Origin of the sequence: Candidatus Nitrosotalea sinensis, from assembly GCF_900143675.1 — an archaeon.
Taxonomy (GTDB): Archaea; Thermoproteota; Nitrososphaeria; order Nitrososphaerales; family Nitrosopumilaceae; genus Nitrosotalea; species Nitrosotalea sinensis.
In genome coordinates this window covers 112,156-124,895 of the sequence record NZ_FRFC01000005.1, presented here as the reverse complement: position 1 = coordinate 124,895, position 12,740 = coordinate 112,156, and the positions used below count along the sequence as shown (strand labels likewise).

The 12,740-nt window shown below is 36.5% G+C and carries 13 protein-coding genes and 1 other RNA gene; 9 read left to right on the top strand and 5 right to left on the bottom strand.

The genetic code is table 11. The features are described from left to right. Positions 1 to 51: 51 nt before the first annotated feature. Positions 52 to 328: RNase P RNA component (gene rnpB / locus NSIN_RS08245), an RNA gene on the top strand. Position 329: 1 nt separating this feature from the next. On the opposite strand, the gene NSIN_RS08240 is transcribed toward rnpB, so the two are convergent. Beyond that, positions 330 to 1,481, bottom strand: coding sequence for a hypothetical protein (locus NSIN_RS08240; protein ID WP_101010740.1), 1,152 nt, complete (start codon positions 1,479 to 1,481; stop codon positions 330 to 332). 132 nt (positions 1,482 to 1,613) lie between these two features. On the opposite strand from NSIN_RS08240, the gene cofD reads away from it, so the two are divergent. Both cofD and cofC read left to right on the top strand, forming a co-directional pair. After that, positions 1,614 to 2,534: a 2-phospho-L-lactate transferase gene (gene cofD, locus NSIN_RS08235; RefSeq protein WP_101010739.1), complete on the top strand. Its 921-nt coding sequence runs from the start codon at positions 1,614 to 1,616 to the stop codon at positions 2,532 to 2,534. Beyond that, a complete protein-coding gene (gene cofC, locus NSIN_RS08230; RefSeq protein WP_101010738.1) occupies positions 2,527 to 3,168 on the top strand; it encodes a 2-phospho-L-lactate guanylyltransferase in 642 nt (213 codons plus the stop codon). Before cofD ends, cofC begins: the two co-directional genes overlap by 8 nt. A gap of 10 nt (positions 3,169 to 3,178) precedes the next feature. Here the strand turns inward: cofC and NSIN_RS08225 are convergent, their stop codons facing one another. Together NSIN_RS08225 and yciH are read right to left on the bottom strand one after the other, a co-directional pair. Beyond that, a complete protein-coding gene (locus NSIN_RS08225) occupies positions 3,179 to 4,102 on the bottom strand; it encodes a CPBP family intramembrane glutamic endopeptidase (RefSeq protein ID WP_133124122.1) in 924 nt (307 codons plus the stop codon). Positions 4,103 to 4,182: 80 nt separating this feature from the next. After that, positions 4,183 to 4,491 carry a stress response translation initiation inhibitor YciH gene (yciH, locus tag NSIN_RS08220; protein ID WP_101010736.1) on the bottom strand — a complete coding sequence of 103 codons (309 nt, stop codon included), beginning with the start codon at positions 4,489 to 4,491 and terminating at the stop codon, positions 4,183 to 4,185. A gap of 81 nt (positions 4,492 to 4,572) precedes the next feature. Between yciH and NSIN_RS08215 the strand changes: the two genes are divergently transcribed. Genes NSIN_RS08215 through NSIN_RS08205 form a run of 3 tightly spaced genes read left to right on the top strand, consistent with a single transcriptional unit; the run spans position 4,573 to position 6,850 of the window. Further along, positions 4,573 to 4,905 carry an Sjogren's syndrome/scleroderma autoantigen 1 family protein gene (locus NSIN_RS08215; protein WP_101010735.1) on the top strand — a complete coding sequence of 111 codons (333 nt, stop codon included), beginning with the start codon at positions 4,573 to 4,575 and terminating at the stop codon, positions 4,903 to 4,905. A 44-nt stretch (positions 4,906 to 4,949) separates the two neighbouring features. Continuing rightward, positions 4,950 to 5,114 carry a preprotein translocase subunit Sec61beta gene (locus NSIN_RS08210; protein ID WP_101010734.1) on the top strand — a complete coding sequence of 55 codons (165 nt, stop codon included), beginning with the start codon at positions 4,950 to 4,952 and terminating at the stop codon, positions 5,112 to 5,114. Further along, entirely contained in the window at positions 5,084 to 6,850 is a 1,767-nt protein-coding gene (locus NSIN_RS08205; protein ID WP_245871953.1) for a DUF2070 family protein, read from the top strand. Before NSIN_RS08210 ends, NSIN_RS08205 begins: the two co-directional genes overlap by 31 nt. Here NSIN_RS08205 and NSIN_RS08200 read toward each other — a convergent pair. Then, positions 6,835 to 7,461: a restriction endonuclease gene (locus NSIN_RS08200; protein ID WP_245871952.1), complete on the bottom strand. Its 627-nt coding sequence runs from the start codon at positions 7,459 to 7,461 to the stop codon at positions 6,835 to 6,837. The genes NSIN_RS08205 and NSIN_RS08200 overlap by 16 nt on opposite strands. 115 nt (positions 7,462 to 7,576) lie before the next feature. On the opposite strand from NSIN_RS08200, the gene NSIN_RS08195 reads away from it, so the two are divergent. Genes NSIN_RS08195 through NSIN_RS08185 form a run of 3 tightly spaced genes read left to right on the top strand, consistent with a single transcriptional unit; the run spans position 7,577 to position 12,433 of the window. After that, positions 7,577 to 10,030, top strand: a complete 2,454-nt coding sequence (locus NSIN_RS08195) for an ABC transporter substrate-binding protein (protein ID WP_101010731.1) — start codon at positions 7,577 to 7,579, stop codon at positions 10,028 to 10,030. Further along, on the top strand, positions 10,020 to 11,072 hold the full coding sequence (locus NSIN_RS08190; protein ID WP_245871951.1) for an ABC transporter permease: 1,053 nt from the start codon (positions 10,020 to 10,022) through the stop codon (positions 11,070 to 11,072). The genes NSIN_RS08195 and NSIN_RS08190 overlap by 11 nt, the downstream gene beginning before the upstream one ends. Further along, positions 11,069 to 12,433, top strand: coding sequence for an ABC transporter permease (locus NSIN_RS08185; protein ID WP_101010730.1), 1,365 nt, complete (start codon positions 11,069 to 11,071; stop codon positions 12,431 to 12,433). The genes NSIN_RS08190 and NSIN_RS08185 overlap by 4 nt, the downstream gene beginning before the upstream one ends. On the opposite strand, the gene NSIN_RS08180 is transcribed toward NSIN_RS08185, so the two are convergent. Continuing rightward, the gene (locus tag NSIN_RS08180) at positions 12,414 to 12,740 is read right to left on the bottom strand and encodes a hypothetical protein (RefSeq protein ID WP_101010729.1); all 327 of its coding nucleotides are present in this window, start codon (positions 12,738 to 12,740) and stop codon (positions 12,414 to 12,416) included. The two genes, NSIN_RS08185 and NSIN_RS08180, sit on opposite strands and share 20 nt — an antisense overlap.

Sequence of the window (12,740 nt, the reverse complement as noted above, 5' to 3'; positions counted from 1 at the left end):
ATGGGCATGTGTGTTCAAAGGCTAAAATATTGATATTGAGACTAGACCAGTGCGAGCTGGTGAACGATTACTGCTACGGCAGAGGAAACTCCTCCCTCCTTGCAGCAAGCGTGATCTGGAGACGGATAGTCAGAGATGACTGGCAATGGCACAGAAAAAAATCATAACTGGAGCACTATGATGGTAAAACCTGAGATTTCCAGGATGTGAATGAAAAATCCATCCCATGCGGAGAAAGGCCAAATCAAACAATAAGAGCTGCACTTTGTTTAGGTAGGCCGCATAGCGAAATGTCGTGAAAACAGAAGGAGGGTTACGGCCAGAACGCACTATTTTTTATCTTCGTCGAATTTGTCAGCCCAGTGTTTTCTTTCTTCGTACTGGAATGTCGGTGGTGGACTTGTATCTTTTCCTCTCTTTAGGGACTCTTTCATCTTTCTGTTGCTCCACCAGAAAATGCCTGCTGCGATAACTGCTGCAAATCCTGCCATTGCATATATTGTCATAGTTGAAAGTCCTTGTGCTGTAGCAACCCCGGTTGTTGTTGATGTTTGAGCAGTCGTTGAAATTGCTGGGTCTCCTTGTACCATGTACCCGTTAGCATGACCTGCTGCATCTATTGTGCCTGAACTTGCTCTGTCAATTACTGATAAATGATATTTTGCATCTGTTGTAAAGTCCAATTCTTTATTCTGTGTCTTTAAAGATCCTTGGTATAAATCGCTTTGACCATATGCAAATCCTGTTACTGCTACTTTCTGTCCTGAATATCCATAACCTGCTGTTTCACTGAGAGTATAGGCTGGATCGAAAAGAGTATTCCACTTGTCTATTGGATATGCCACGAGTGGACTTGCATCTATTATTTTATCACTTAGAGCTTGTTCTGCTGGTGTTCCTTTTAATGCGTTGTAAACATCAGGTAGTTGACTTTGAACTACTCCTAATGGTGAATTTATCTCAAGGTCTCCGTATTTTGCAGTTGTTATGGTTATTGGGGTGTTCATGACAAACCCAATCCATGATATATCTAAAACTGTAGGTGTGTCTCCACTGCCTTTAGTTAGTGTGTATCCTGTCATGGTTGGAATCAGTGTTATACGATAATCAAATGTAGCTTGTTTGTCATCACCGTTTATCTGGACTTGATAATCTAACTTCAAATCGGTCGCTGTTGCCAATGTCTTTCTGTCTGTTGCAAACTCTGTATTCATTGATTCCATGAGTGATTTTATGCTGGTGTTATTTGCAGATGTATCAGTGAAAGCAATTGTCATGTTCTTACCTTGTAAAAGATCTTTCAATTTACCTCCGTTGGAGTAATCTATGGATATGTTCTTTGTAAATTTGAATTCTGGATTGATCGGTGTTCCCTCGATTGGTAGATATGCGTTGAAATCCACAGTTGCAAAAATCGGAGAAACAGTTCCTATAACTATTAAACTAAAAATGGCTGATGCTAAAAGAAATCTCTTAGTCACGACAGCTTTTCTTCTTCAGGATAGTAATAAATCTTAGCATTAATTTTCTTGATTATGAATTTCTTGTAGATCTATTGGCAAGAGTAATATTTAGTTGGTACAGGTTACTAACTTCACGGTGCAAATAAGAAAATGATTACAATTCTCGCAGGTGGAACAGGTTCTGTAAAACTTGTAAGAGGTATTGCAACTCAAACCAGAGATATCTCTGTGATATCAAATGTTGGAGACAATTATTGGTTGTATGGATTGTATGTCTGTCCTGATATTGACACTATTTTGTATGGTCTTGCAGATGTTTTAGATACTGAAAAAGGTTGGGGAATAAAGAAGGATACCTATGGATTTTTGCGTCAAATGGAAATGCTTGGGGAAGAGACTTGGTTTAACATTGGTGACAGAGATGCCGCAATTCACTTGCTGAGAACTAACATGCTCAAAAATGGGAAAAATCTCTCTGACATAACTGAATGGATGTGTCAAAAATTTGCAATTGACACCAAGATAATACCAGTTACTGATAATAGTGTAGAAACAAGAATTGTTACAAACAAAGGTGATCTACATCTACAAGAATATTGGGTCAAATACAAAGGTCAGGATAAAGTTGAAGGGATAAAATATATTGGTGCTGACAAGGCTCGTGCAAATCCTGCCGCAGTTAATGCAATTCATGATGCAAAATTGGTAATAATTGCTCCTGGCAATCCATTGACTAGCATAGGTCCAATTTTATCCATTAAAGGAATTAGAAAAGAATTATCAAAGTCAAAGAAAAAAGTTGTTGTTGTTAGTCCTCTTATAGGTAATACTGCAATTAGTGGTCCTGCTACAAAATACATGGAAGCAGCAGGCATGGAAGTATCAGTCTATGGACTTGCAAAAATGTATTCTGAAGTTGCATCTCATATGGTAATCGATACTGCAGATAGATTGCTAACTAGAAAAATAGAAAACCTCGATATGAAAGTCTATGAAACTAAGATAAGGATGAAAGACAAGAAAGACGAGGAAGCACTTGCATCCTTTATTTTAAAACAAGTACATGTCTAATTCGCGCATAGGCGCAATAATTCCTGTCAAGACTTTTTCAAGAGCTAAAACGCGTCTTGGCATGTCTCCTGAAAAAACAGAACAAATATGCCAGTTAATGTTGGAATCTGTTCTAAAAACAATATCTAATTCTGATGTTATTTCTAAAACAATACTTGTGAGCAAAGATGAAACTGCTCTAAATATTGGCAAAAAATTTGGAGCTGTTGAAATATACGATGAATCTGAACAAGGGGTAAATAGCGCTGTTTTGCTAGCTGATAATTATTTTACAGATGAGGGATTTGAAGGAACAATCGTCTTTCCACAGGATATTCCTCTAATTACGCCTGATGATATTCGTTCCTTGTACGAAATGAAAACCTCTGATAGGTGTGTTTTAGTTGTTCCATCACGAAAATTTGATGGAACAAATGCTCTTTTCCGAATGCCTCCAAAAGCCATGGAGACACATTATGATGAAGATAGCTATAAAATTCATCTTGATACCGCAGAAAAAAGAAATACGAGTTCAGCACTTGTATTGATACGAAGAATTATGTTGGATATAGATGACCAATCTGATCTACGTTTTATATTGTCACTCTCTGAAAATGATGTTACTACAAATCTCAAAAAAATTCTTGATTGTTAATTTTTTCTATCTACAAAATCTGTTTTACAGAAGTATTTCTTGATTCTATGTATGCTAGTACTTTAATTGCAATTGCAATTGAGCCTGTCATGATCAGGATCATTTCAAGTGTATCTGAGAATGGATTTGATGAATCATTTATTGCAGGATTTTGACTCAGATCTGAAATAAAAAACAAATATGATGACAAAAAGTAATTTGTAGCCCAATGTACTAGTATGGCCGGGGCAAATCCGTATCTGACATATACCCACCCAATTATTATGCCTGCGATTGTGGCCTGAGTGACTTTTCCGGGACTCCATGGCGTACCTGAAATTATATGTGACACACCAAAAAGTAAACCGATGGTTATGATTAGCATCATTGGTTTTCTATAGTTGTTTATAGTCAAATACCTGGAAGGCCTCCATAATGATTTGAAAAATATCTTCAATGATGCACTGTGAGAATACATCAAAAATAGTGGCACCCCGATTAAAAGTACTCTGAACCCTGTTTCCTCAGTTAGAGGTGCTATGCCAATCTGAAAGAAACGAATGAGGTCATTGTCTGGCAAGGGAGCTTCTATCTTAATTCCAAACATCTGTTGTATGGTTTCAATTACCACTGATGATACAATCAAAATTGAAAACCACGTAATCATATTGGTCAGTCCGTTGTTTCTTATGGTGTTTGATCCTCTTGACATCATGTTTGAGAGTGTTTTTAGAAAAGAATCTTCAGGCCCTAGATATGATATTGAAAATAATATTATAAAAATAGACCATGCAATGATAAACGCATCTCCTATTTCAAATGAAATGGGAATTTTGTAACTTATGCCCCCTATGAATAAATCAAGTCCGTTTATTGGATATTGGTAATTGATGTCCTTTCCAATCTCTGAATTGAATGTCACATAAAGGCCGACTGGAAATGATAGAATCATCATCCCAAATATCACGGATAAAAATCCTGAGTACGGAATGGATAGAATTTTTGTAATTTTATTTATTGTTTGCAAACTTGATTTCAATGGACTTCAATACTGGCTTCTGGAAATCCAAGTTTGACAAGAGTTGTCTTTATTGTATCTCTGTGATCTCCTTGCAAAAAGATGTAACCTTCTTTTACAGTGCCACCACAAGCATAACGAGCCTTTAATTCTTTTACAACTTTACCAAGATCATTCATTTTCGGATTTATTCCTTCAATCATAGTTCCTTTCTTTTTGAAACGTCTTTCTTCAAGTCTTACAACAATCTGTGTTTGATCTTTTTCAAGTTCACCACAGGCGCATAAATCATTAGGAAGTCCGCAAGTGTTGCAGATTACCGCCATTCGAAATAAAAGGTCGAGATCCTACTATTAAGCCTTGTTTATCCCTCTATGTTTTTTTATTTGAATAAAGTACATTATGTCATGTCAAAAGATCTTACAAAGAAAGCAGTTGAATTGTTATTGGGCGGTGCTACTCTTGTCAGTGATCCATGTCCATATTGTAAAGGTGTACGAGTTATGAAAAATGGAAGTGCATTATGTGTAAGCTGCGGAAGAGAAGCAAAGGATGAAAAAACTGAACAAGTCATCGCACAAAAAAATACTACCGAAGATACTCTATCTGATAACTTGGATCAAAAACTATTAGATCTTACCACTCTCCTACAAAAAGAGAAAGACTTTGAAAAACAAAAACAGATCTTGCATAATATCAATGAAATAATGGCCATCAAGGGTAAACTTGGAAGCCATTAGGCACAAAAAGGTATTTATTTAAAGATCCTTGATGCAAAAATAACATGAGCAGCAAAAAATCTGCACCACTTCCTGCCTCTAGCGCAGGTTTGCTGAGATTCTTTGAGGATGAAACCAAGGGTTACAAGTTAAAACCAGAGATAGTAGTAGCAATACCTGCTTCTTTGATTGGAATTTCGTGGATTCTGAAAATCTTCTTCTCGTCATGACGGAAAGCTCAGATGATGTATCTCGCATTCATAAGCGTTATACTCTAACCACTTTTACTCCTACTTCTCATTATGTATCTCTTGCAATCTCTATTGCAGTAGCCTGTGTTATAGTAGCTGTATCGTACATTGATTATTTCAAATCTACTGATAATCTTACACTGGCAATCCCAATAACTATTGGTGCGCTAGTGGGAACACAGTTTTTAGATCCAAAAATACTGCGTACTGAATATTCTAAATCTATCCACATGTCTGCATTTGGAAATCTTTTGTGGCTTGTAACTATACTATGCGGGATTCTTTCTTCATACGTGTTCTCCAAACCACAGTTGTTGCCTATTTACATCACAGAAGGCATGTTACTATATGCTAGTTTTCGTATTGCTATATTTACATCAGTACTTGGTGCTAAATTACGTACTGCCTGGATAATTTGTCTACTTCAACCGCTTTCTATGTTTCTTGCATTTGTTCCTTCTACAATGTGGATTTCAATGCTAACTGATCCACGTGCAATCGAATATGGTGTTATATTCTGTATACTGGGAAGCCTCTGGACCTTACTTAGTGATAGAATTGCAGGTAGAGGAAAGCTCTCAAGCACACATGCATTTCTACAAGCATATCTTGCCGCATGGACAAATAATAATCCAGAACCTATGGAATATTTGATGGAAAAACGTTCTGAATCATCCAAAGTCTCAACTTTTCAAGTTTTATTCAAAACAAAAAATCATAACTGTAGACTTGTCATACCGGATCTCCATCCTGGTCCTTTTCATCCTATAGGTGGAAGCAATATCCCGTACCTGATTTACAAAAATCTTGATTCATCTGCAATGGTGATGCATAGTATATCTGATCACTCACTCAATCTACCATCTAAATCTCAAGTTGAACTTTATATCACAAGCCTCAAAACAAATTCTACAATTCAACAAGGTTCAAAGAGCACCAAACCTGTCACAATTCAAGTCAACAAAGCGCGAACTACTGGTCTGTTATTTGATAAAACTGCTATACTGATTCTTTCATTATCTCCCTACGGGATGGAGGATATTCCATATTATATAAAATCTGAACTTGAACAATATGGTAAGAATCGTGGATATGAACGGGTCTTGATTGTAGATAGTCATAATGCAATGGGTAAAGAAATCGAAAAGCTTGATGCTGATGATCTACTAAATGCTGCCAAATCTACACTCGATACATTAATTACAAAAGAGACACTTCCAATGGAAATCGGATATGCAAATTCTGAAAGTCTTAGTTTCAGTGCAGATGATTTAGGTCCTGGAAAAGTTGCAATAATGTGTTTTAAGATTGGGGATGAAAAATTCTTTCTTGCATGGGCTGATGCAAATAATATGCTAAATGGTCTACGAGAAGAAATCGCAAATCATTTTTCAAAAAATGGATATAACTTTCTTGAAATATGTACCTCTGATACGCATTACAAAGCACGTACAGCCAAAAATAAACATGGATATTTCGAGTTTGGAAGCCTTTCAAAGGCTAATGATGTTATTTCATGGTTTATGGAATTGGCAAAAAAAGCAGAACAAACTTCTCCTGTATCATCATATGAACTTCTTAAAAGTGAAACAAATGTCAAGGTGATGGGAGGGAATCAATTAGAAATTTATTCAAAATCGCTTGACACTGCAATGAGGATTACACAAGCATTTCTTTTGATAACTACGGGATTCTTCATCTATACACTACTTTGAATCTCTTCTATATTTCCATAAAATTCATCACAAAATGAGTCTAACTGATGAATTGGAATGATTGGTACTTTGTCAATGAATTGCAAATCATGTTGATAAAGAGTAACAATTGCTGGTATTGCTCCTCTGACTTTTGTCTTTGAAACAAAGTGTTTGGTTCTGATAATTTGTTTTTTTACTGCTTCCTGAAGTGCAGAATGCGTCATGTTGTTCCAATGTTTGCAGTCAACAAGTATTGCAACACCTGATTTGATACCTACTACATCTATCTGCATCCTGGGCTTGGTTAGGATGACATTTTTCGTAGTATCAAATTCTCGTTTCTCTAGCACCTCGGCTGCAAGTGATTCAAAGTCTTGCCACTCTAGCATGCGGGATATTTCTTCTATTGGTGAGCCCATGCTTATTGCAATAATGCATGTTTTTAATTTGTCTGAATCTTTAAAATGAATTTGTTCCTCTCTGTATTCTCCTATTCCGTTTTGCATCAGATTATCTAGTATGATTTTTGTCATATCTTCACTAGTTTGGGTTGCCATGCTGAAATCCTTGATAGACAATCCTCCTGGGATGATTCCTGGAATTCCTTTTACCAATGTCGAAAGATTCATCATGTATACATTATTTTTCTTTTATAAAATACTATTCAGATAATCTAATGCATATTATATCTGAAATATGACCTGATGTGACCATGATTAAATATGATTCTTGGAAAGGCATGTCATGAAACTTTTGTTTTTGGTTGTGGTACTTTTTGCAGTGCCTTTCGTAATTGTGTTTGGAGAAAAAAACACTAGTTTTAACAAAATAGAATTTGTTCAATACTCTGATGATAATACGGCAATTGATGAAGTAAAGAATGGGCATCTTGATATCTATTATTCGCCTGTGCCTGTTGACAGATTGGATGATTCTTCAAAAAATTATCTGAAAATATATCCTTCAACTGGTACAAGCTATAGTATTTTGTTAAACCCTGCTACTTCTGAACAATTTAACCCATTTTCTATTCAACAAGTGCGTTTTGCATTAAACTATTTGGTGGACAGAGATCTTATTGTGGATGAAATTCTAAGTGGTTATGGAACTTCTATGGTATCTGCATACAAGCCGTATGATCCTGATTATTTGTCAGTGCTTGGAACAGTACAATCTTTTGATTTCAAATACAATCCTGCACTTGCAAATCAGATGATATCAAGTGCGCTTGAGCAAGAAGGAGCACAAAAAGTAGGCACAACATGGTATTACAAATCAAAACCAATTCAGATTACAATTTTTATTAGAAATGATGATCCTGTAAGAAAATCCATTGGGGAAATACTTGCAACCCAACTACAAAACGTGGGTTTTACAGTAGTCAAAGATTATGGTGATTTAACAAAGGCCTTTTCTGTAGTGTATGGGTCAAATCCCTCTGATCTAAAGTGGAATGTGTATACAGAAGGGTGGGTAACCGGTGGTTTTGTAAGGTATGATTCTGTGATTACTGCACAAATGTATTCTTCTTGGTATTCTAATATGCCAGGATTTAACAATCCATCGTATTGGAATTTTCAAGATCCTGAGATGGATGATTTATCAAAAAAGATATTTTTTGGAAATTTTACATCCCCCGAACAACGCTCTAATTTGATAAATCAAGCAGTAGATCGAGGAATCACAGATTCAGTTAGAATATTTCTCGCATGTAAGACTGATGAATTTATAACAAACAAAAAAATCAATGGCACAATAAATGATTTTGGTGCTGGAATAACAACGAGATTTACACCAATAAATGCAAGATCAGATTCTGACACGCTAACAATAGGAGTAAAAAAGATCTACCAAGGTGCGTGGAATCCCATAGCAGGTTTTGTAGATTCCTCCAGTCAACAGATATGGGGAGTAATAAGTGATCCTGGTTCCTTTAAGGATCCATATACTGGGTACACTATTCCGGTACGCTCTGATTGGAAAGTCCATACCATGGGACCTTTGGACAAAGTGGGTGTGCCATCCGATGCAATCCGGTGGGATGTTGCTACACAAAAATGGGTACATGTCGGATCTGGAATCAAAGCTACAAGTGAAGTGACATTCCATCTGAAATTTGGAAATTGGCATAACAAAATGCCTATGGATATGAATGATGTATTGTATGGGATATATTTCATGTATCAATGGGGCACTGATGATGTAAACGGCACAAAAACATTTGATTCTGAATACTCTCCAAAGGCAAATCAGGCTGCAAAGACATTGGTCGGTATACGAATACTTGATAATGAAACTATTGAAGTGTATCAAAATTATTGGCACTTTGATTCTGGTGAGATTGCAGATTCTGCACAGGTTTGGCCTGCAATGCCATGGGAGATGCTTTATTCCATGGAAAAAGCAGTAACGGATGGAAAACTTGCATTTTCACGATCTGATTCTGTAAGTAAAAATGTTGACTGGATGTCCTTAGTGGTACCAGATGACGCACATATTTTGATGGCTAATCTGCAAGATTTTGAAACTGAAAAGGCAGTACCTCCAGCACTCGCATTTGTGAACGATTCTAACTATTTTGCTGAAAGGTACAATTCTTCTGCATCTTGGATTTCCAAACATGGTCATGCCGTAATTAGTAATGGCCCGTATTATCTAGATGCATATTATCCGGATGCACGTAAAATGGTTCTTAAATCATTTGCAGATTCTACATATCCTTTTTCTGCTGATCATTGGAGAAAATTTGAGAATGTATCTGTACCAAAAATAGAAAGTATTGAAGTGCCTTCTATTGTATCTCTTGGTTCAAAACTTGCGATTCCTATATCTGTAACACCAAATTCTACTGTGTATTATTATTTTACAAACTCTCAAGGAAAAATAATTTCACATGGTAACCAAACCTCGGAAACTGGTTCTATGGAAATAGTTCTACCACCAAAGGATTCACTACATCTTGATCCTAATGCTAATGGGTTTCAGCTGTTTGTAGTGTCAGACAAAGCATACAAGCCTGACATGTATCATACAAGTTTTCTTGCCATAAATGGTACTGCTCCACCTTTGAATGAAACAATAGTACAAAGTACTGTTAATGTTGAAACTGGTCTCAGCTCTCTATATGTTATTTTTATAGTTGTAATCACGGCCATTTTAGCTATCTATTTAGCAAGGAGATTGAAAAATGGGGTTTAAGCGATTTCTTGTTAAACGTGCAATTACCATGTTTGGAGTTCTAATGGCTACACTTCTGGTTACTGTATCACTTGTAGGTTCCAACATGGATTCTATATCAAAACAAAGTGTTGCACTAGAGATACGTCAACAAGTGACTGCGAACAAGAATCTACTGTCAAGCTTCAAAACTAGTGAACAGCTTGATACGTATGTTTCAGATCAAATAAAACAAAGAATTACTGCACTTGGACTTGATCAACCGTGGTATTCCCCACAAAGAATAGGATTATCTATGTACAAAATACTTACTCTGGATTTTGGTCATGCTAAATTTCTCACAAGTGATAGCGGTTCATCTGATGTAAAAGACATAATATTGGAAAAATTACCTAGGACAATACTGCTTTTCACGACCGCAACCGTAATTGTTTCTGTACTTGGTATATTTTTGGGAATGATTGTTGCAAGTAAAGTAAACTCGATGCTTGATAAAATTACCTCTGGTTTTGCTATAATTTCTAGTAGCTTCCCAGTGTGGTGGGTAGGTGTCTTAATGATATTTGTATTTGCATTTCTCTATCCAGTATTTCCCGCAAGAGCAACTCCTGATGTACCAGTAACTGATCCTGGTTATTTGGGGTCTCTATTGTACCACATGATTCTTCCTATGATTACTCTTGTGATTATTGGATTTGGTTCATGGGCCTATCTTGTCAGAAATTTCTTGATAGGAATATTGCAGGAAGATTTCATATCTGCAAAAAGATCTGTGGGCATAAATGAAAAAGATATTCTTTACTCACATGCATTAAAGAATGCAGCTCCTCCCATAGTGACCATTCTGGCTCTTAGTCTGTCAGGTTCTCTCGGAGGTGCAATAATAACAGAAGCTGTATTTGACTGGCCTGGCATGGGAAGATTATATTTTGAAGCAATAAGTGTTCTTGATTTACCTGTGATTATCGGTGAAACCTATGTGTTAACTGTACTCTTTCTTGCAAGTGTGTTCATATCTGATATATTGTATGGTTATTTCGATCCACGGGTGAGACACAAATGAGTATTTCTAGTAAAGAAATCTGGACTGAATTTTCTAAAAGTAGAATTGGACTGGTTGGAATCTCTATACTGGGGATTCTTTTTTTCATGTCTGTTTTGGCATTTGTTACTGTGCCTTTTGATCAATTTAAAACCTGGAATGATCCTACAAACTGGCTATCTTATCCAAAATCGGCTCTTCCATCATGGATAAATTATTTTGAATCTGAAAAAATTCCAGAACATTTGATATTGTCACCTACTACTTCATCGCAACAAATTGATTCGATACATGTTTCAACCAATTCCTTTGCTGTAGACTATCAATATGATGGATTCCCGAGCGATTTTATCTATCAATACACTGCAAAATATCAAGGCTCCCCACTGTTGAAATTATCTGTTTTAAGGCCTGATGGGGTAGAGGTCATGTTAATTTCCGCTGCTCTACCGTTCTCAAATGGCAGTACAGAATATCATGGTATGATATTTTCCACACAGAATACGATTGCAAAAAATATCGGAAACCTACAAAACGAATATACTTTTTCTCTAGACGGACTTTCTTCTGAAAAAATCATTTTTTCACAATTGTCGATAAATAAAATTCTAAAAGGTCATTATATTTTCAAAGCAAATCTGTATGATATATCTGCAAAGTCGTCTATTGAACAATCTCACTTTATCCTGGGTGGCAAAGTGTATGGCATGATGGGCACTGATGAACTAAGGCGAGACCTATCTATTGGGCTTCTTTGGGGAACTCCGCTAGCTCTTTTTGTTGGAATTACTGTTTCTATTGGATCTGTGATCTTAGGACTTGTCTATGGCGTCTATGCTGGTTACAAAGGTAATTTAACAGATGAGGCATTGATGCGTTTCAACGATATCATATATGCAATGCCTGCACTTCCACTATTGATAATTCTGGCTGTAACGATTGGCAATAGTATATTTTTGATGGTTGGATTTCTTGTAATATTTGGTTGGGTGGGAGTGGCCAAAGTCTCTCGAAGCATGGCTCTGCAGATTAAAACGCTTCAATATGTTGAGGCTTCAAAATTAATGGGTCAAAAAGACTATAAAATAATTTTCAAACATGTTCTACCTCAACTTCTTCCTTATGCTTTTGCAAGTATTGCCATATCTGTACCGTCTGCAATCACAACTGAGGCGGGCCTGAGTTTTCTTGGTCTGGGTGATCCAACCTTTCCCACATGGGGACAAATATTGCATGATGCAAGCACATACAATGCTGCAGCAAGAGGAATGTGGTGGTGGATATTGCCTCCTGGAATAATGATTGCAGTGACCGGTTTAGCATTTGTCTTTATGGGTCAAGCAATGGATGCTATTGTAAACCCTAGGCTGCGGCGGAACTAAATTGACGAATTATCTTTATCGTGCTATCTGAAAGTTTGATTGTATATGCAGCGGCGTTTGGATCTGTAGATTGTGCAAGTGTTTCTGCAAATTGTGTTTTATCTCTTCCTCTTTGATACATCCCGCCTGATTCTTTTATGCATAATGGGAATTTCTGTAGTTTCAAACCATTCTGAAATAGATGGGATATGAATTTCTTGTAATTTTCTGGTAAAAACCATTCTGCATTTTTTTCTTCACATAGCATTATCCATGTATCAATTGTGTTTTGGAATAATGCCTTACTTCTAAGCTCTTCTAGAGTCAT